We start from the raw sequence: 20,406 nt of genomic DNA, 5'->3' as shown, positions 1-20,406 counted from the left end.
CAAATATGCCGCAGCTTGATAATATAAATCAATCATTCAAGTCTGCCCGGATGAAGATTAATGCTTTTCTGCGTCGTCAGAGATGGAAGGAAGCATTGATCTTTTTCTTTTTTGTACTACTGTCATTAGGTTTCTGGTTATTACAGAGCCTCCAGCAGGAATATGAGATAGAAATAAACATACCGGTCAGATATAAGAATATCCCCCCTGATATCTCCTTTACGGAAACACCTCCCCAAGTGGTTATTGCCAAAGTAAAGGATAAAGGAAGTGTTCTGTTGAACTATTCCTTCGGGAGATCATTTGCTCCAATCGAGACGAATATGAAAAATCAAGCAGAAAAAAGCGGTTCCATATCCATTTCTAAAAAAGCGATCGAAAACGATATTCAAAAACAATTGCTGGCAACCACCTCTTTGGTTACTTTTGAACCTCAGCACATTGAAGCAGCATACAGCAAACGTATCAAAAAAGAGATTCCTGTTGTATTCAATGGGACGATCCAGACAAACCCAGGTTTTCACGTATCCGGTAATATAACAATCTCACCGATGAATATCAGCGTATATGCAAGTGATGTAGTCCTGGATACTCTGAACCAGGCGAAAACGGTATTTACGGAAATAAAAAAAGGTAATAAAACAATCACAAAGACCATACAACTGCAGAAGGTCAGCGAAGCGACTTATGATCCGACCAGTGTTACTATAACGATCCCTATTGAGGAGTTTACAGAAAAAACACTGGAAATTCCGGTACTTTGTACGGATTTGCCACCTCATTATACGTTACGCACTTTCCCTTCTGTTGCAAAGGTGACATGCAGTATTCCGTTATCTCGTTTCAAGGACTTATCGGAAGACGCCTTTGAGATCAGATTTTCTTTTAAAGACCTGGAACAAAACGTATCAGGCTCCTTACCTATCCAACTGACAAAAAAGCCGGATTGGGTAAATTCTGTGGCGCTCGTTCCGGACAAAATAGAATTCATCCTGGAACAAAATAATCTTCAATGATCAAAATTGGCATAACGGGAGGTATAGGAAGCGGTAAATCGGTAATCGCTACTTTATTGAATCTATATGGAGTACCGGTTTACGTAGCTGATACGGAAAGTAAAATATTGACTGAGACTTCTCCGGTAATCAGAAAAAAACTTATAGCATTGTTCGGGAACAGCATTTATACAGAAAACGGACTGAATAAAAAATTGTTGGCGTCATACATATTTAACACTCCTGAATACCTTCAACAGGTAAACGCAATCATCCACCCTGAAGTCAACCGGCATTTCTCTGAGTGGACAAAGGCCCAGACTGCTAATGTATGCGCTATTGAATCGGCAATTCTCTTCGAATCAGGTTTCAACAAAGCGGTAGACAGAAGCCTGATGGTGTATGCTCCCCTGGAGCTCCGTATTGAACGGGCTGTCTCACGGGATAATGTTCTCAAGGAAGAAATCGTACGCCGCATCGAAAATCAGTTTCCGGACGAAACAAAAAGGGACCAGTCTGATTATGTCATTTACAATGATGATAAGCAGGCATTACTCCCCCAGATTGAAAAATTTCTGGCGTCTTTATAGAATTAATCGCATAGTTATGCTACATTTGCAGCTTTAAAGTTTAACACTATTAGAAAACGAAGTATTATGTTGAAGACTATTTTGTCTATTTCGGGAAAACCGGGATTATTTAGATTGGTTTCCCACGGAAAGAACATGCTGATTGTCGAATCGCTGACAGATAAAAAAAGAGTACCCGCTTATGCAAAAGATAAAGTGATCTCGCTAGGTGATATAGCTATTTACACGAACGAGACGGAAGTTCCTTTGCACGAAGTTCTTACCAGCGTAAAAAATAAAGAAAACGGGGCTAAAATAACAGTACCTTCAAACACAAATGAATTGCGTACTTATTTCGCCGAAGTTTTACCTGATTTCGACCGTGAAAGGGTATATCCCAGCGATATCAAGAAATTGCTGACATGGTATAACATCCTGATCGGAGCAGATATCACCGATTTTACCCCGGAAGAAGAACCGGCTACAGAAGAAACAACAGCCGAGACAGAAACTAACGCTGAAGAAAAAACTGAATAAGAATCGATCAGTAACAAAAAAGCCGCTGCATTAATTAATGCAGCGGCTTTTTTGTTATAGCAGATCAAATCAGAATAACGGATTATCCACCTTTTCTTTCAACAGAGCGATATCGATCACCTGATGAATATCTTCCACATAATGGAATGTCAATCCCTTTACATAATCAGCCTTGATTTCTTCAATATCCTTTTGGTTTTCCTTGCAAAGGATCAATTCTTTGATGCCTGCCCGTTTGGCAGCCAGGATCTTTTCCTTGATACCTCCGACCGGAAGAACTTTTCCACGCAACGTTATTTCACCCGTCATAGCCAGATTCTTCCTTACCTTACGCTGGGTAAATGCAGATACGAGCGAAGTAACCATGGTCACACCGGCACTGGGGCCATCTTTAGGTATCGCACCTTCCGGGACATGAATATGCACATTCCAGTTCTCAAATAAATCCTCATTTATATTGAACACAGATGCATGTGCGTGAATATACTCAAGTGCCAACATGGCAGATTCTTTCATCACATCACCCAAATTTCCTGTCAAAGTTAACTTCGAGCCTTTTCCACGACTCAAGCTGGACTCTACAAAAAGGATCTCTCCCCCTACGGCAGTCCACGCCAAACCGGTAACAACTCCGGCATACTCATTACCCTGGTATTTATCACGGCTGTATTCTACCGGACCCAGATAATCATGAAGGTCTTCCGGCTTGATCTGTGCCGGGATCGCTTCGTCGGAAGCTACTTTACGAGCCAGCTTGCGCATTACTTTGGCGATCTTCTTATCCAATTCACGTACGCCGCTCTCACGAGTATACGATTCTATAATAACTTGTAACGTCTTCTTAGGGAACTTCACCTTGCCCTTACTCAGTCCATGGGCTTCCAACTGCTTCGGCACCAGATGACGGGCTGCTATTTCTACTTTTTCTTCCAGGATGTATCCGCTCACTTCAATCAATTCCATACGATCCAATAAAGGCTGCGAAATCGTATTCAGATTGTTAGCCGTAGCGATAAACATCACTTTACTCAAATCATAATCTATATCCAGATAATTATCGTGGAAAGCAGAATTCTGCTCCGGATCCAGAACTTCCAGCAATGCAGAAGCCGGGTCCCCTTTGAAATCGTTCGTCACCTTATCTATTTCATCCAGGATAAACACAGGATTTGAACTACCTGCTTTCTGGATATTCTGGATAATACGTCCGCTCATGGCTCCTATATAAGTACGGCGATGACCACGTATCTCAGCCTCATCGTGTAAACCTCCTAACGAGACACGTACATATTTACGATGCAAAGCCTCTGCTATCGATTTACCCAAAGAAGTCTTACCAACTCCCGGAGGTCCGTATAAACAGATGATCGGCGACTTCATATCACCTTTCAGCTTCAGTACGGCCAAATGTTCTATAATACGTTCTTTTACCTTTTCCAGTCCATAATGATCACGGTCGAGAACTTTCTGAGCATGTGTCAGATTGAAGTTATCCTTACTGTATTCATTCCACGGTAAATTGATAATGGTCTGCACATATTGCGTCTGTATGGAGAAATCAGGTGATTGCGGATGCAAACGTTCTAGCTTACGAATCTCTTTCTCAAATATTTCAGCAACAGAAATCGGCCATTTCTTCTTGGCAGCTTTCTCCCGTAGTTCTTTTATCTCCAGTTCATTTATATTACCACCCAATTCTTCCTGGATAGTTTTGATCTGCTGCTGCAGGAAATACTCCCGCTGCTGCTGATTGATATCCTCATGTGTCTTCATCTGGATAGAAGCTTTTAATTCCACCAACTGATATTCACGATTCAGGATAAACAACAGGCGATAAGCACGATCTTTCAGATCACCGATCAACAATAGTTCCTGTTTTTCGGAAGCTCCACTGGGAATATTGCTACAAGAGAAATTGACCAGATAAAGGATATTCTTATTATTTTTTATCGAAAAGATCAAATCGCGGGGTGGATCGCTCATTGCGCCCAACATCTTAATCGTCAAATCCTTGATCGTCGAAATAAGAGCTTCGAACTCCCGGTCGGTCTTATCCGGCATCTTATCCTCCAATAAGGATATTTTTCCTTTCAGATAGGGTTCCGTATCTTCCAGAGCTTCCAGCGAGAAGCGTTTCTTTCCTTGCAAAATAACGGTAGTCGTACCATCCGGCATTTCCAGCACGCGAACAATATCAGCGATCACACCAGTCGTATACAAATCATCAAAATCCGGATCTTCTGTGTTCATTTCCTTTTGGCAGACAACTCCGATCAAAGATTTATTGTGGACGGCTTCTTTTATCAGACGCATAGATTTAGGCCTGCCAACAATAACCGGCATGGCTACTCCCGGAAAAAGAACCATATTCCTTAACGGAAGAATAGGAACTATGTTCCCTACCTTTTCTATTCCTTCTGTAAAATCCTCATCCACATCGCATTCTGTAAGGATAGGCATTACAATCCCAATATTATCATCCAAATCGTCATACGACTCTTCGGTAAACCTCTTCATTCTTTCTTTCATCATATTACTTCCCTATCAATTGTACTGATTGATACAATAAACGTGCCAAAGTTACAGCTTTTCAGGTAATTCTAACTACTTTTGTACCCCACAATATAAAAATATGTATGGCTAATCCTTATTTTCAATTCAAAAAGTTCACGATCCGGCATGATAAATGTGCAATGAAAGTCGGAACAGATGCTGTTTTGCTTGGAGCATGGGCTGATATCACGGCATGCAAAAACATATTGGATATAGGAACCGGGACCGGAATTATCGCTTTAATGCTTGCTCAACGATGTTTTGCGAACATCGATGCAATCGACATCGATACGGATGCCTATAGCCAGGCGAAAGAGAATGTTGCCGCTTCCCCATTTGCAGAAAGGATTAACGTCATACATGCTTCCTGCTCCGAATACACCGGTTCATGTGCACGGGAAAAATATGACCTGATCGTTTCCAATCCGCCCTATTTCATTAATTCCCTGAAATGTCCTGACAACAAGCGTTCGGTCGCACGCCATACAGACAGTCTGTCCTTATTCGAACTGATTGACGATTCGTGTTCATTATTGTCTTTATCCGGACGCATTGCCCTGGTCTTGCCTTACGAGCAATTGGGAGAAATCGAAATGATCGCTCGTAAAAATCATCTGTCTATTTGCAGGCAAACCGATGTTATCCCCGTTCCCGGAGCTCAACCCAAACGACTTTTGATCGAACTTTCCATGACCTCTACAGATATAAAAAACCGGAATACACTGATCATTGAAGAAGCCAGACATCAGTATACTCCGGAGTATATAGCATTAACCAAAGATTTTTATCTGAAAATGTAAGGCAATTTCTTATCGAAGAACCGGGTCACTTCACCAAACAAGTTGTGCACCTCCTCGGTAAAAGAGACAACTTCCGGTGTTATGACATGCAATGACTGTGGTATAACCGAAATATCGATCCGATTGTCAGCCATGATCGGTTCCCCATCCAGGTGCATAACCCCCGGGCTCTGACGAATAATCGTTACTTGCCGTGCCTTCATCGTCTTGATCTTACTATTCCGGTCGATCTGTTTCGTAAATAACTGGATTGCCAAAGGTGCTATATCCAACGGCATAAAAGGAGACAGAATAGTCAAATCCATCTGACCGTCCTGTATATTGGCATGAGGAGCTATAAAAGCATTATTCCCGTACTGGGAGGCATTCGCACATGCTACCAGAAATGCTTTTTCCTTGATCGTCTGATTATCTACCAGCAACTCATACGGCTCCGGCTTGTAACTCAGATATTCTGCCACCGTATTTTTAATATAGGTAAGAGATCCGCGTCGCTTCTCCTCGGCAAACTTCTGGCTTACCGCAGCATCAAAGCCAACCCCGCAGGTACAAAAAAACACACGGTCGTTTGCCTTACAGCAATCTATTGTCGAAACATGTCCTTTTATGATCAGTTCCAATGCCCGTTTAGCATCCATCGGTATATGGAGCTCACGAGCCAGTCCGTTACCGGATCCTTTCGGAACAATCCCCAAAACGGCATCCGAATGAACCATAGCACGAGCTATTTCATTTACCGTGCCGTCGCCACCTACAGCTATAATACAATTAGCCCCTGCGTCAATCGCTTTTCTCGTCAACTCGCTGGCATGCCCCGGATATTCCGTAAAAGAGATTTCCAGCGAACAACCGCCTTTCTCGCACATTTGTTCGATCATCTTAGGGATCTTTCGCTTCGAACCTACTCCGGAAATAGGATTTATTATAGCCTGTACCGTTATTTTTTTCCCGTCCATCCTAACTGTTTATAAAGATTGAAGCGACAAAAATAATGCTTTTGTAAAACTTTTAAAGCATTAAGGCTACTATAAGTTATTTTTTTACTACTTTTGCGGCTGGATTTGCCGAAACATAGGTGAATATGTATACGACAAACCTTCAATTCTATAATGGAATTTTAATAAGCGAGAAAATCATTCTCTTCAATAATAATATGAAACTTTTACAAGAGAAACTAGCAAAGTACGATGCTCCTCAAAAAGCTATGGCTGCAGGAATTTACCCTTACTTCAGAATGATCGAAAGCGATCAGGATACTGAAGTAATGATCAGTGGTAAAAAAGTCTTGATGTTTGGTTCAAATGCTTATTTAGGATTGACTAACCATCCTAAAGTAAAAGAGGCAGCAATTGAAGCGATCAAGAAGTACGGTACGGGTTGTGCCGGTTCACGTTTCCTGAACGGAACGCTTGACATCCACATTCAATTGGAAAAACGTCTGGCCGAATTCGTAGGGAAAGAAGATGCGATCGTGTATTCAACAGGTTTCCAGGTGAATCTGGGAGTAGTTTCCTGCCTGACAGGACGTGAAGATTATATCTTGTGGGATGAGCTGGACCATGCCTCCATTATCGAAGGTCACCGTCTGTCTTTCTCAACTAAACTGAAATACAAGCATAACGACATGGAATCGCTGGAAAAACAACTCCAGAAATGCGAGCCCGATAAAGTTAAGCTGATCGTCATCGACGGTGTATTCAGTATGGAAGGAGATATAGCCAAACTTCCTGAGATCGTAGCCTTGGCAAAGAAATACAATGCCAGCATTATGGTCGACGAAGCACATGGCCTGGGAGTTCTCGGAGATCACGGACGCGGAACATGTAACCATTTCGGTGTTACCGACGACGTAGACCTGATCATGGGTACGTTCAGTAAATCACTGGCTTCTATCGGTGGTTTTATCGCTTCAGACAAAGACACGATCAATTACCTCCGCCACAATTCACGTTCATACATTTTCAGTGCAAGTAACACGCCGGCAGCTACAGCAGCAGCAGGTGCAGCACTCGATATTATGCTGAGTGAACCGGAACGTATCGAACATCTTTGGGATCTGACCCATTACGCACTGGACGGTTTCCGCAACATGGGTTGCGAGATCGGACATACCGCAACACCGATCATACCGCTGTTTATCCGCGATAACGATCTGACATTCCTGATCGTTAAGGAACTGTTCGAAGCAGGAATCTTCGTCAATCCGGTAGTTTCTCCGGCTGTTGCTCCGGAAGATACGCTGATCCGCTTCTCACTGATGGCAACCCATACAAAAGAGCAGTTGGATTATGCCCTTGAAGCAATTCATAAAGTATTTAAAAGTCACGGCTTAGTAGACTAAACTGTTACTATTTTTATAATAAAAGGCTCCCAAACGGTAGAAATACAAGCTTGGGGGCCTTTCACGTCTCTCCTATTCTTGTTTTTTCACTTTCCCTTGCTCATTCTCTGAGAATATTTGACTATTTTTGCGTAATTGTACAGACTATAAATACATATACAACCAGAAAATGGATTTCAAATTAAATAAAGGAAGTTGCTGCATGGGTAAAAAAGGATGCAGCAAAATACAAAATAATAAACTAAATACCTACGATTGGCTCTGCGACGTACCAGATGCGGAAAATGCAACCGATTACGTAGAAGTGCAATTCAAAAACACCCGTAAAGGGTATTTTCTGAACAGTTCGAAGATTCCCCTTGAAAAAGGAGATATGGTAGCGGTCGAAGCCAGTCCCGGACATGACATAGGAACTGTAACGCTTACCGGAAAACTGGTTCTTCTTCAAATGAAAAAGAATAATGTTCGCACAGGAGAAGGATACGAACCCAAAAAAGTGTATCGCAAAGCGAAACCTACCGATATAGAGAAGTACGAAGAAGCAAAAGCAAAAGAACATGTAACCATGATCCGTTCACGCCAGATCGCAGCAGACCTGGGACTGAACATGAAAATCGGCGATGTAGAATACCAGGGAGACGGCAACAAAGCTATTTTCTACTATATTGCCGACGAACGTGTCGACTTCCGCCAGTTGATCAAGGTATTGGCCGAAGCTTTTCGCGTACGAATCGAAATGAAACAGATAGGTGCCCGTCAGGAAGCCGGCCGTATCGGAGGTATAGGACCTTGCGGACGCGAACTGTGCTGTTCCAGCTGGATGACAAGTTTTGTATCAGTGGCAACCGGTGCCGCCCGTTATCAGGATATATCCATGAATCCGCAGAAACTGGCCGGACAATGCGCCAAGCTGAAATGTTGCATCAATTACGAAGTAGATGCTTATGTAGAAGCTCAGAAGCGTTTACCGTCCAGGGAAATCGTACTTGAGACAAAAGATAACAACTATTATCATTTCAAGACAGACATCTTTAAACGTGAAATAACTTATTCCACCGACAAATCTTTTGCTGCCAATCTGATCACTATAACAGCCGAACGTGCTTTCGATGTGATCAATATGAATAAGAAAGGAAGCAAACCGGTTACACTGGAAGCCGATACCAAGCCGCAACCACCCAAACGTGATGCGCAGGATATCCTCGGCCAGGACAGTGTTACCCGCTTTGATTCTGTCAAGAAAAAGAAGAAAAAGCGTCCGTCCGGTAATGGAAGCAACGGAAACAACGGTGGAAACAATAATACGAGTGCATCTGCGAACGGAGAAAACAGGGAAAACGGAAATAATAAACCGGCAAACAACCGCCCCGTCAACAATGACAGGCAACCCGGAAACGACAAAGCTCCGAACAACAACAACAACAACAACGGTAACAAAGGCGGCGGCAATAACAATAACAACCGCAACAACAATAACCGGAATAACAGAAACAGACAAAAGCCTAAAGGGAATAATGACAAACAAGCGAATAATGACAGACCTCAGCAGCAAGCTAAACCGGGAAACAAACCGGAGAATAAGCCCGAAGCTTAAAGGAATTTTTGTCGTTCTCTTTGCTTCCTTATGCTTCTCCTGCGATCAACAGGCCTTGTACGACCAGTACCAGGCCATTGACAATAAAACGTGGGGGAAGGATAAGGAATATTACTTTTCTTTTCATATAGACGACATTACTTCTCCTTACAATCTAACCCTCGAGGTTCGTAATAATAATATGTATCCATACCAGAATCTCTGGTTATTTTGTAATGAAGAACAGCCTATCGGCCCTTTGAAGCGGGATACGATCGAATGTACGCTGGCCGACGAATTCGGGAAATGGTACGGACATGGCATCTCTTTGTTCCAATCCAGTTTTCCTATACGGACAAATTACAAATTTGAACATCCCGGAATGTACACATTCAGTTTCCGTCAGGGAATGCGTGACAGTACCTTAAGAGGGATACAGGAAATCGGCTTCCGGGTAGAAAAAGCAAACTGATCACATCGATCACCGCTCTCTCCGGGAAGCATCCAACCGGAGGAATATAAATAACAAGATTGTGAATCCTAATAAAGAAGAACCTCCATAACTAAAGAAAGGCAACGGAATACCGATGACAGGAGTCAATCCGGTAACCATTCCTACATTTATAGCCAGGTGAAAGAAGAAAATTGAGGCTACACTATACCCGTACACCCGTCCGAATGCCGTATTTTGTCGCTCTGCAAGCACAACCAGCCGGACTATAAATATACCGAACAGAATAAGTACGATCGTTGAACCGACAAAACCATGTTCCTCTCCTACCGTACAAAAAATAAAGTCTGTTTCCTGCTCCGGTACATATTTCAATTTAGTCTGTGTCCCGTTTAAAAAACCTTTTCCGGTCAATCCTCCCGATCCGATAGCGATCTTCGACTGATTCACATTATAACCGGCCCCGCTGGGATCGTCTTCTAATCCTAATGAAACCTTGATACGGATTTGCTGATGAGGCTCCAGTATCTCATCAAACACATAATCCACTGAATACATAAAAGCCATAGACCCCAAAGCAAAAGCAGCGATCAACGCATAATGCCATACCCAGTTACGAACAGAAAGATATACCAGATAAATGACAGCCAAACCGACCAACCCCATCGACACCCAGGCAAAGTTCACAGGAATGAACAAGGAAGCGATATAAGCTGCCAGATATACGATAGCCGTCCCACCCAACATGATCTGCAAAGCCATCTTATCCTTACGGACTGTTGCCACAAGGAAAAAGGAGATAACCAGTATCAGCGAAGAAACAATCAATTCCCCCATATCCGTTGCACCGACCACCACATCCGAAAACTTCATAGTCGTCACAAAAAACGCTACCGCACAAACACCTGCCAGCAAAATATATCCGGACATCCCTTCCCTGTATAACATCAGAAAGAAAGCAAAATAAACCAAAGCTGAACCAGTCTCCTTTTGCAGAATAATACATATCATCGGCAGGAAAATAAGCAGGAGAGTGATGGAAAAATTCTTGACAGTGGTCAGTTGGAACCCATAGGAATTCATAAATTTCGCAACAGCCAGAGCGGTTGCAAACTTGGCAAACTCCGCCGGTTGTATACGTAAAGACCCCAGCTGCAACCATGAATGGGAACCTTTTATATTCGGAGCAAAAAAGATGGTCGCTATCAACAGCACTATGACAGCCGCATAGATCAGATAAGCAAAGACATCGAAGAAATCGCTTTCCAACATCAATATGACAAAAATAACCACCATAGAAATGCCGACCCACATCAGCTGTGATCCGGGACGTCCGTTTATATCAAATAAACTCATGCTGTCAAACTCGAAACTGGCACCACAAATCGTAAACCAGCCGGCCACTATCATCAAAAAATAAAGAATGATAGTAAACCAGTCAACAGTCTTCCATATTTCAGTCTTTCTATAAACCACGATCCAACAATGAATAAATACGATCTTCAGTAACAACTGAATTCACTATTCTTTCTTCCAATGCTTTATCTTCCGGAGATATCTCACCTTTCAGATAAAGTTCCATCATCAGTTTTCCGATAGGAACCCCAAACACAGCCCCGAAACCACCGTTCTGGACATATACACAGATAGCCACTTTAGGATTCTTATACGGAGCAAAACCAATAAACGCAGAGTGATCCTTTCCATGAGGGTTCTCAGCCGTACCAGTTTTACCGCAAACTTCAATTCCCGGTATTGCCGCAGCCCAGCATGTACCGCCAAGTACCGCATTACGCATACCCTCTGCTACAACGTCATAATATTTTGCATCTACAGTCGGATAACGCTTCTTTGTATACAGAGTATCCAGAGGCGTATCCTGTACTTCCTTTACAACATGCGGAGTAATAAAATACCCCCGGTTAGCAATCGTTGCCGCCAGATTACATATCTGCAACGGCGTTGCAGTTACTTCTCCCTGACCAATTGCAATAGAGATGATCGTAGTAGAAGTCCAGCGCCGGTAAAATTTATCATAAAACTTACTATTCGGGATAAAGCCTCTCTTCTCGCCGGGTAAATCGATACCTAACGGATAACCATATCCCATCGACACCAAGTGATTCTTCCAGACTTCAAAAGCATCCTGGATAGTCGGATACCGGCGGCGGCTATCCAACATATCATGTAATCCCCAACAAAAATAAGAGTTACAAGACGTTGCCAAAGCCGGGACCAGGCTCAAAGGTGAATAGTGCCCGTGACAAGCCGGCTTTCGTTTAGGCGAATAAGTATATCCATGTGCACAAGTGTACATAGTTTCAGGAGTAATAACCCCTTCCTGTAAAAAAATCAATCCCTGAGTAGGCTTAAAGGTAGATCCGGGAGGATAAAACCCCGTTATTGAACGGTCTACAAGCGGTGTTTGAGGGTCATCCTCCAACATCTTATGATTCTTTCCCCGTTGGCGTCCTACCAATAAACTCGGATCGTAATTCGGTGAAGAGACCATACAAAGCACTTCACCTGTCTCAGGCTCTATCATTACGATACTACCGACTTTATTTTTCATCAGTTTCTCTCCGTAAGCCTGCAAATTTATATCAATGGAAAGCTTCAGGTTCTTTCCTGACACCGGAGCAATATCACTGTTACCTTCATCATACTTGCCTTTAATGCGGCCGTGTACATCCCGTAAAAGAATTTCCACCCCTTTTACACCACGCAGTTCTTTCTCGTACGAACGCTCAACACCTGCACGACCGGAGAAATCCCCCTGCACATAATAATCATCTTCTTTAATATCTTTCCGGCTCACCTGACCGATATTACCCAGGATATGGGCGGCATAAGGATACTCATACTGCCGGATCGTACGGTTCTGGATATAAAATCCGGGGAATTTATAGAGCTTCTCCTGCAACACCCCACACTCTTGCGCAGAAAGATTGTTCATAAACACCTGCGGGACATACGACGAATAGCCCGGATTCAGCTGACGGTTTTTTATTTCAGAAATCCTCTTGTCAAACAGTTCTTTGGTTATGCCGAGTATATTACAAAAATCCAGCGTATCGAACGGCTGGACCTCACGCATGATAAGCATTACTTCATAAGCCGGCTGGTTATAAACAAGCAATTCGCCGTTACGGTCATAAATCATCCCACGCGAAGGCAGTAAAGTCTTTTTCAGGAACGCATTACTATCCGCCCACGCTTTATAATCGTTCTCGACCACCTGCAGGTAGAACAAACGAATGATAAAGATGAGAACCAACAGAACCACGGCACTGATTATTACATAACGCCTGTTCTCAAGTGTATACTTTGTATTAGTCTCCACTCTTCTGTGTCTCTATATTGAAAGCTTCTATTGTACAAATTAATAATGTAGTCGTTACTACACTCGCCCCGATACGGATAGCCAGGAATAACGGATCGAACAAAGTCAGCGACTCGATCAGGAATAAAGTTACATGGTGAATGATCACGAATGTAAATACATACCGGAAGAAACCACCATAGCCAAAAGTCTTATAAGAGGGGTAAATCCCTTCAGGCAGATCCTTTCCCATAAAAAAGCGGATCAACGGCTCACGGATGAACCCGGCCAATGTACATGCAGCAGCATGCATCCCCGGTGTATTTGAAAACATATCGATCACCAGGCCGATCAGGAAAGAAGACAGGACAACCACATCACGCGATGTCCCTACCGGCATCTTTATAATAAAATAAAGATATAAGAACGGCGTTGCGACCCGCAGAAAATGTATATTGTTCAGGATCAACACCTGAATCAATACCAATACAACGAAATAAATCAATCCCCGTAATAAATTAATCATTTCTTCTCGCCTCTTGTTCTACTCTTCTCTGTTCTGCCTGATTATAATTCTTAATGATCCTGACGTTATTCAACGACTGGAAATCCGTAGCCAGTTCCACCTCCAGTGAAAAGAAGTTATCGTCATGTTGCTTCTCAAAATCGGAAACGGTACCGACAATCAATCCTGCCGGGAAAACACTTGAATAACCGCTCGTCACGATCGTGTCCCCCTTCTGAAACTCCACATGTCGTGGCAATTCCTCCAGATTGGCATAGTGGGTATTACGTCCGTTCCAACTCAACGAACCGAAATAACTACTTCCCAACACCTTACAACTTAACCGTGATTTAGGATTCAGTAAAGGGATGATTACCGAAAATTTATCAGCCACCGTCGAAACAATTCCCACAACTCCCCGTTCGGAAACAACTCCCATATCCGGAGCAATCCCATCTTTACGTCCTTTATTCACAGTGATATAATTCGAAAGATGGCTAACGCTGTTGTTCACCACCTCGGCAAGGACAAAACTATACGGAAACAGTTCGGTCGAATCCGGAGCAAACCCGGTAAAGGTAAGCGTATCCGCCATCATCATATCCAGGCGGTCCTGCAATTCCAGCAACTCCATTTCCAACTGTCCGTTCCTCTCCAGCAACTCTTTGTTTATTTCATGCAGGTTCAGATACGATGTCACATAACCGGAAACAGATGAAATATGGCCTGTCAATACGTTTGCCGAACTAAAGATAATATTCCGCTGGTACGCATTATTACGATAGATCAGCATCAGCGAAACAATCTCAAGCAAAACAAACAGAAACCAGTGCCTCTTTCTTACCAGGAAGTCCAGCAGTTTACGCATAATCAATTTAACAAGCTGACAGTTGACAAGTAACAATTGACAGTTAGAATAGAAAAATGAAACTGTCAATTGTTACTTGTCAACTGTCAACTACTTTATCGAATAAGGAAATTAAATTTATCTATATTCTTCAATGCAACCCCCGTACCTATTGCTACTGCATGCAACGGGTCTTCTGCAATATGAAACGGGATATTGATCTTATCCGTCAGACGCTTATCGAGTCCGCGCATCAAAGCACCGCCACCAGCCAGATAAATACCGTTACGCACGATATCGGCATACAGTTCGGGAGGAGTCTGTTCGAGTGCGCTCAGGATAGCCGCTTCCATCTTGGAGATGGATTTTTCCAGACAGTGTGCTATTTCCTGATAAGAAACGGGAACTTCCATCGGAAGTGCCGTCATCTGGTTCGGACCATGCACTATATAATCTTCAGGAGGATTATCCAGGAACGTCAATGCTGAACCGACATTGATCTTGATCAGTTCGGCAGTACGTTCACCAACCTTTACGTTGTGCTGGCGGCGCATATATTCCATAATATCAGCCGTCAGGTCATCCCCTGCGATACGGATCGATTTATTGGAAACGATACCGCCCAGAGAAATAACAGCGATTTCAGTGGTACCACCGCCTATATCCACAATCATATTACCTTCGGGTGCTTCCACATCGATACCGATACCGATCGCTGCAGCCATAGGTTCATAGATCATATAAACATCACGTCCTCCGGCATGCTCCGCAGAGTCACGCACGGCGCGGATTTCCACTTCGGTACTACCGGAAGGGATACAAACCACAATCCGCAGTGAAGGTGAAAACCAACGATGTTTCGGATTTATCATTTTGATCATACCGCGTATCATTTGCTCAGCAGCAAAGAAATCGGCAATCACACCGTCGCGAAGCGGTCGGATCGTACGGATATTCTCGTGCGTCTTCCCGTGCATCTGGCGTGCCTTTTCTCCGACAGCCAGCACCTTGTCGGTACGCCGGTCGAGGGCAACTACCGATGGCTGATCTACTACGACCTTACCACCACTGATGATGATGGTATTCGCAGTACCCAGGTCCATCGCTATTTCTTGTGTAAAAGAAAATAATCCCATTTTTTAATAAGGTGTTTTTTTTAGTGTTTGAAATGACGGATTCCCGTCTTAACCATAGCCAAGCCATGCTCGTTGCAATAATCAACAGACAGCTTGTCATTTACAGAACCACCCGGTTGGATAACGGCAGTAATACCTGCCTTATCAGCAATCTCAACACAATCAGGGAACGGGAAAAATGCATCAGAAGCCATAACGGCACCTTTCAGATCGAATTCGAAAGAGTTTGCCTTTTCAATAGCTTGTTTCAAAGAATCTACGCGCGATGTCTGACCGATACCACTGGCACAAAGCTGTTTGTTCTTTACCAATGTGATAGCGTTTGATTTACTGTGTTTCACCAGTTTGTTAGCGAACAGCAGGTCTTCCGTTTCCTGTACGGAAGGCTTTTTGTCAGTCATCGGTTCCAGATCTGCAGCAGTCTGGATGCTCAGGTCTTTTTCCTGCATCAATGCACCATTCAACAGTGAGCGGAATTGCATCGGACATGTCTTTGCCTCCTTACGGATCAGGATGATGCGGTTTTTCTTCTGCATCAACACATCCAAAGCGTCTTTAGTATATTCCGGGGCGATGATCACTTCGAAGAAAATCTTGCTGATCTCTTCTGCTACTTCTTTATCGATTGCACTGTTGGTAATCAGAATACCACCGAATGCAGAAACCGGGTCACCGGCCAACGCATCTTTCCATGCTTCGAGCACAGTCGGACGGGATGCGATACCACATGCATTATTATGTTTCAGGATAGCGAATGTCAGTTCATCGAACTCGTCGATCAGGCTGACAGCAGCATCGATATCCAGCAAGTTGTTGTAAGAAATTTCCTTACCGTGGATCTGGTCGAACATATCGTTGAACTTACCATAGTATTTGGCAGCCTGGTGCGGGTTTTCACCGTAACGCAGGTGCATTGGCTGATCTACAGCAACACGCAGGTGAGAGCCTTCGCGTCCGTCAAAATAATTGAAAATAGCAGAATCATAGCCTGATGAAACAGCAAAAGCTTCTTTGGCAAACCATTTACGGTCTTCCAGGGAAGTTTCTGCCCCCTTTTCATTCAGCACTTGCATCAAAGGTTGATACTGTGCTTTGGATGCTACGATCACTACATCTTTGAAGTTCTTTGCAGCGGCACGGATCAATGAGATACCGCCTATATCTATCTTTTCGATGATTGCCTGTTCTTCAGCTCCGGAAGCAACTGTTTCCTCGAACGGGTACAGGTCTACAATCACGAGGTCTATTTCAGGAATTTCGTATTGAGCGATCTGTTCTCTGTCGCCTTCATTTTCTCTACGATTAAGAATGCCGCCAAAAACTTTCGGGTGAAGTGTTTTAACACGTCCTCCCAGGATAGAAGGATAACCTGTCAGGTCTTCCACCGCATCACAAGGGATGCCTAATGATTCGATAAACGTCTGAGTTCCACCGGTTGAGACAAAAGTCACACCTTCATTATGGAGTTTTTTTAAGATTTCATCCAGTCCCTCTTTATGAAACACGGAGACCAATGCACGCTTAATACGTTTTGTTGCAGCCATCTTTGTTAGGTTTATTTTAATGTTTTAGAGCACAAAAGTAGATAATTATTTTCAATATGTATATGAATGTTGAGAATTAATTTCCCGAGGCAATTCATTAATAAAACTTAGAATCTGTTGAAAACTGTAGGGGTAATTATTATTTTTTAAGCTTCACCAGCATGATCACCGGATTATCCTCTTCGTTCAATCCGGCTGCGACCTCTTTCAATTGACCTTTCAGTTTACCTTTCCCGTTAGCTTCCAACAGTTCTGCAGCTTCCAGCTGTATTGAAAAAGCAATATCCTCGTTTAATGCACAAGCAGACATGTCTTCTTTCCGCTGATCGAAATCGGCATTATAAACGGTACTGCTATAGATCTTCTTTTCCTGTTTGTCGTATACCAAATCAACTTTCGGCATATCTGTTTCTTTCTCGAAGTCACACTCTTTTTTCACCGTCTGCATAAAACAATAACGATCTGTCAGGATTCCCGGGAAAAGAAAGACTTCCGGTGTCATCGTCTGTACGGAAGGGCTTCTGACCAAAAACGGGCGAAGATCTCCGTTCGGCCTATGGGCATAAATGGTATCGGCCGAAGGCTCACTCAAAATCCAGTTATCCTGGTAAGAGGAGATAAAACTATTACCGGGAACGCTTGCGTACACTCTATCTGCTACACGCTTCATAATTACCGGCGATATTCTTTTCCGGTACGGAACCTCGATATCCGTCCAGCTTCCATCCTCTTTAGACAGCAGGAAGAATGTACTCGTTGAAGATTCGTTCTCCGGTGCATATACATTTTGAGACAGAAAATGACGATCGTCATAATCGTACAGGTTTGTAACAAGTGCTCCTTTTTTATAAAAGATCGTTTTCTTATAATTACCTTCCAGATCATACACCTGGATCTTACTTGAAGGGCCATCGTTCACAAATATCTCATTCTCTTCCTTATTCAAGTGAACATTAAAAGGCAGTATATATTCCTCCGGTCCCTGTCCCCTACGATTGATCTTTTTCAATCCTTTGCCGGTCGACCGGTCGAAAATCAATATTTCTCCCTGACGCATATTTGTCAATATCAGGATATCTTTCCCAACATCCGCCACCTTGCCTTTAATTATAAACTCGTCCGTTGTCTCCAAGGGGATATATTCCACATCCATAAAATCTTGAAGTGTCAAATTTTTCTCCGGATAGTTCGCCGTGACATCCACTGTGATAAGATTGTCAGTCCCTGGTTTGTTGCCTCCACATCCTATCAAGACCAATAGGATAACATAAACAAATGCTCTATTCAACAAAGAGTTTTTCATGATAATAACTTTTAAATTACGTTTACACAAAAATAAGGACCACCAAAAACCTCCCCAAAGCTTTCATGTCACAAATATGTCACATTTCACAAGATATTAATAGACAGTAAATTATAAACAATATCTATTATTAAAAAGCTTTTATAAATTCATCAAAATCCTGTGCAGATCCTTTCCGGTGAGTTAATTTTTCATATAAACGCTTACGCTTATTAGATATCGTCTGGCTGTTTACCGATAATAACGATGCTATACGTCCTACCGGAATATCCAACTTGGTCAAACAACATACCACCAAATCCAACTCTGAGATTCGGGGATATAATATTCTTATCTTGCTGGTAAAATCTCTGTACAACACATGGTCTATAGTCTTAACCACCTCCGGCCATTGTGTCTCATCTAACTTTTTCCATTTTGTACATAACCCCAGATACATATCTGAAGTAAAAAACAAATGATTAAAATCGACTTCCTCCTGAATACCATCTATTGGCACAACTAATTTTTTACTCAAAAGGACTTGTACCATTTTTAGCTCTCGTTCCTTTTCAGCCGCCCTATCTGTTTCTTGTGCCAACTTCTTTTCATACCGTTGGATATTTTCTTCTATTCTTTCTTGCTCTACAGCTATTTGTTGCTCTAACTTTACGATAGTAACATTTCGCTCTTTCAAATATTCCTGGCTTTCTTTATATTTCTGCTCCTGAAGACGCAACGATTGGTCCTGCTGTTCTTCTTTTTTCTTCTTTTCCCTAAACAAATAAAAAGCAACGCATACCGCCATCAATAAAAAGAAAGAACTTCCTCCCCAAAGCCTGTACAAATAATTTGTCTTACGGTCTGCCTCCTGCCTGTAATACTCTTTTTCTTTTTCTACCAACCGATAATCATACAAACTTTGTAACCGAGCCAATGTTTCCATATAGGTCTGTTTCTCAATCGAGTCGCGCAATATCTCATACTGTTCCTGAAAGTCGGCACTGGCTTTCCAATTTTGTCTGTATTTTTCGAAACGTGATAAATTACGATAGGCATCGCACACTGTATGAAGATTAGTACTCTTCCTGGCAAAAGAAAAATAAGAATAAGCAGAATCCATTTTACCGGTCTTCAAGTACAAATCTCCTAAAGTTAAACTGACCAGACAGGAATCGTCCGCAGTCTCTATTTTTGAATAAGCTTTCCAGGCATAGGACAAACCTCTCTCATAGTCTCCTACCCGGCTGTACGCATCCGCCAATTCATTCGACATATAAAGCTCATGCGAATCGGAAGTATGCAGCAAGGCTATCGAATAATAAATAATTGCACTATCCAGTTTATTCTCGCAAACATAAATACGAGCGATATTTCGAAGAGTCACAGACAAACTGACGGTATCTGCATCCTGAACAAAGTAGTCGACCGCTTTTTTCTGGTAAATCAAAGCCGGTTGATACAGTTTTTGAAAAGTATACAAGGAACCTAAATTGGCACACAATTGTCCGAGTAAAGAGGGAGCATCCAAACTCTTTCCCACTTCATAAGCCTTTAAATAATATTCCTGTGCCTGAAGTGCATCATTCAAATCATAGAATACATTCCCGCAATAATAATAAGCCTGCATCTTCCGATCCTCCCAACCAGCCTTCTCATAATACCTGACAGCTATTTGTATTAAAGAATCGGACGAATGCTTTATCCGATTCTTCTCCTGTGCCTCCGTATACAACAAACACCAGAGAGCCTGTTCCTTGCGCGACAAATCTTCCGGCCGTTTTACACTGTCTAAAAGACATAAAGCCCTATCCGGCTTTACAGTCATATAGCTTTCAGCCTCACTCAACAGGGAAGCTATCTCGTTTTTTCCGCTACAGGCTAACAGTAAGAGAAAAAACAAAAGACCTAACAGTGGTTTAAATAGTTTGAACATATTAGCTACCCTTAT

The 20,406-nt window shown here is 42.7% G+C and carries 17 protein-coding genes; 7 read left to right on the top strand and 10 right to left on the bottom strand.

Features of this window, described 5'->3' with window-relative positions; genetic code table 11:
- Positions 1–5: 5 nt before the first annotated feature.
- From IEY67_RS18495 to IEY67_RS18485, 3 genes are all read left to right on the top strand, one after another.
- Positions 6–1,016 (top strand): YbbR-like domain-containing protein, encoded by a 1,011-nt coding sequence (locus IEY67_RS18495; RefSeq protein WP_122374014.1) that lies wholly within the window; start codon positions 6–8, stop codon positions 1,014–1,016.
- Positions 1,013–1,585, top strand: coding sequence for a dephospho-CoA kinase (coaE, locus tag IEY67_RS18490; protein ID WP_122374013.1), 573 nt, complete (start codon positions 1,013–1,015; stop codon positions 1,583–1,585). The genes IEY67_RS18495 and coaE overlap by 4 nt, the downstream gene beginning before the upstream one ends.
- Positions 1,586–1,651: 66 nt before the next feature.
- On the top strand, positions 1,652–2,101 hold the full coding sequence (locus IEY67_RS18485; protein WP_122374012.1) for a DUF5606 family protein: 450 nt from the start codon (positions 1,652–1,654) through the stop codon (positions 2,099–2,101).
- A gap of 69 nt (positions 2,102–2,170) precedes the next feature.
- Here IEY67_RS18485 and lon read toward each other — a convergent pair whose 3' ends face one another.
- Positions 2,171–4,630, bottom strand: a complete 2,460-nt coding sequence (lon, locus tag IEY67_RS18480) for an endopeptidase La (protein ID WP_370450077.1) — start codon at positions 4,628–4,630, stop codon at positions 2,171–2,173.
- 107 nt (positions 4,631–4,737) lie between these two features.
- Here lon and IEY67_RS18475 point away from each other — a divergent pair, with 107 nt between their 5' ends.
- Positions 4,738–5,454: a tRNA1(Val) (adenine(37)-N6)-methyltransferase gene (locus IEY67_RS18475; RefSeq protein ID WP_183670877.1), complete on the top strand. Its 717-nt coding sequence runs from the start codon at positions 4,738–4,740 to the stop codon at positions 5,452–5,454.
- On the opposite strand, the gene IEY67_RS18470 is transcribed toward IEY67_RS18475, so the two are convergent.
- A complete protein-coding gene (locus IEY67_RS18470; RefSeq protein ID WP_122352883.1) occupies positions 5,439–6,410 on the bottom strand; it encodes a diacylglycerol/lipid kinase family protein in 972 nt (323 codons plus the stop codon). The two genes, IEY67_RS18475 and IEY67_RS18470, sit on opposite strands and share 16 nt — an antisense overlap.
- Positions 6,411–6,607: 197 nt before the next feature.
- On the opposite strand from IEY67_RS18470, the gene spt reads away from it, so the two are divergent.
- The 3 genes from spt (at position 6,608) to gldH (ending at position 9,840) form a co-directional block, all read left to right on the top strand.
- Positions 6,608–7,795, top strand: coding sequence for a serine palmitoyltransferase (gene spt / locus IEY67_RS18465; protein WP_183670878.1), 1,188 nt, complete (start codon positions 6,608–6,610; stop codon positions 7,793–7,795).
- 169 nt (positions 7,796–7,964) lie between these two features.
- On the top strand, positions 7,965–9,389 hold the full coding sequence (locus IEY67_RS18460) for a PSP1 domain-containing protein (protein WP_122352882.1): 1,425 nt from the start codon (positions 7,965–7,967) through the stop codon (positions 9,387–9,389).
- Complete coding sequence (gldH, locus tag IEY67_RS18455) at positions 9,328–9,840, top strand: gliding motility lipoprotein GldH (RefSeq protein ID WP_122352881.1); 513 nt, start codon at positions 9,328–9,330, stop codon at positions 9,838–9,840. Before IEY67_RS18460 ends, gldH begins: the two co-directional genes overlap by 62 nt.
- 9 nt (positions 9,841–9,849) lie before the next feature.
- Here gldH and rodA read toward each other — a convergent pair whose 3' ends face one another.
- The 8 genes from rodA to IEY67_RS18415 form a co-directional block, all read right to left on the bottom strand.
- Positions 9,850–11,295, bottom strand: coding sequence for a rod shape-determining protein RodA (rodA, locus tag IEY67_RS18450; RefSeq protein ID WP_122374166.1), 1,446 nt, complete (start codon positions 11,293–11,295; stop codon positions 9,850–9,852).
- Positions 11,285–13,162, bottom strand: coding sequence for a penicillin-binding protein 2 (mrdA, locus tag IEY67_RS18445; protein ID WP_183670879.1), 1,878 nt, complete (start codon positions 13,160–13,162; stop codon positions 11,285–11,287). Before mrdA ends, rodA begins: the two co-directional genes overlap by 11 nt.
- Positions 13,152–13,667, bottom strand: coding sequence for a rod shape-determining protein MreD (mreD, locus tag IEY67_RS18440; protein ID WP_122352879.1), 516 nt, complete (start codon positions 13,665–13,667; stop codon positions 13,152–13,154). The genes mrdA and mreD overlap by 11 nt, the downstream gene beginning before the upstream one ends.
- A complete protein-coding gene (mreC, locus tag IEY67_RS18435) occupies positions 13,660–14,514 on the bottom strand; it encodes a rod shape-determining protein MreC (RefSeq protein ID WP_122352878.1) in 855 nt (284 codons plus the stop codon). Before mreC ends, mreD begins: the two co-directional genes overlap by 8 nt.
- Positions 14,515–14,609: 95 nt before the next feature.
- Positions 14,610–15,629 carry a rod shape-determining protein gene (locus IEY67_RS18430; protein WP_007659018.1) on the bottom strand — a complete coding sequence of 340 codons (1,020 nt, stop codon included), beginning with the start codon at positions 15,627–15,629 and terminating at the stop codon, positions 14,610–14,612.
- A gap of 20 nt (positions 15,630–15,649) precedes the next feature.
- Positions 15,650–17,173 (bottom strand): bifunctional phosphoribosylaminoimidazolecarboxamide formyltransferase/IMP cyclohydrolase, encoded by a 1,524-nt coding sequence (purH, locus tag IEY67_RS18425; protein WP_122352877.1) that lies wholly within the window; start codon positions 17,171–17,173, stop codon positions 15,650–15,652.
- A 139-nt stretch (positions 17,174–17,312) separates the two neighbouring features.
- A complete protein-coding gene (locus tag IEY67_RS18420) occupies positions 17,313–18,476 on the bottom strand; it encodes a DUF4934 domain-containing protein (RefSeq protein WP_183670880.1) in 1,164 nt (387 codons plus the stop codon).
- A gap of 130 nt (positions 18,477–18,606) precedes the next feature.
- Positions 18,607–20,391, bottom strand: coding sequence for a tetratricopeptide repeat protein (locus tag IEY67_RS18415; protein WP_183670882.1), 1,785 nt, complete (start codon positions 20,389–20,391; stop codon positions 18,607–18,609).
- Positions 20,392–20,406 lie beyond the last annotated feature (15 nt).

The sequence above is a fragment of the Parabacteroides faecis genome (assembly GCF_014647375.1).
Taxonomy (GTDB): domain Bacteria; phylum Bacteroidota; class Bacteroidia; order Bacteroidales; family Tannerellaceae; genus Parabacteroides; species Parabacteroides faecis.
Note: the sequence above shows the minus strand (reverse complement) of the source record. Positions and strands in the feature narration are given on the sequence as shown.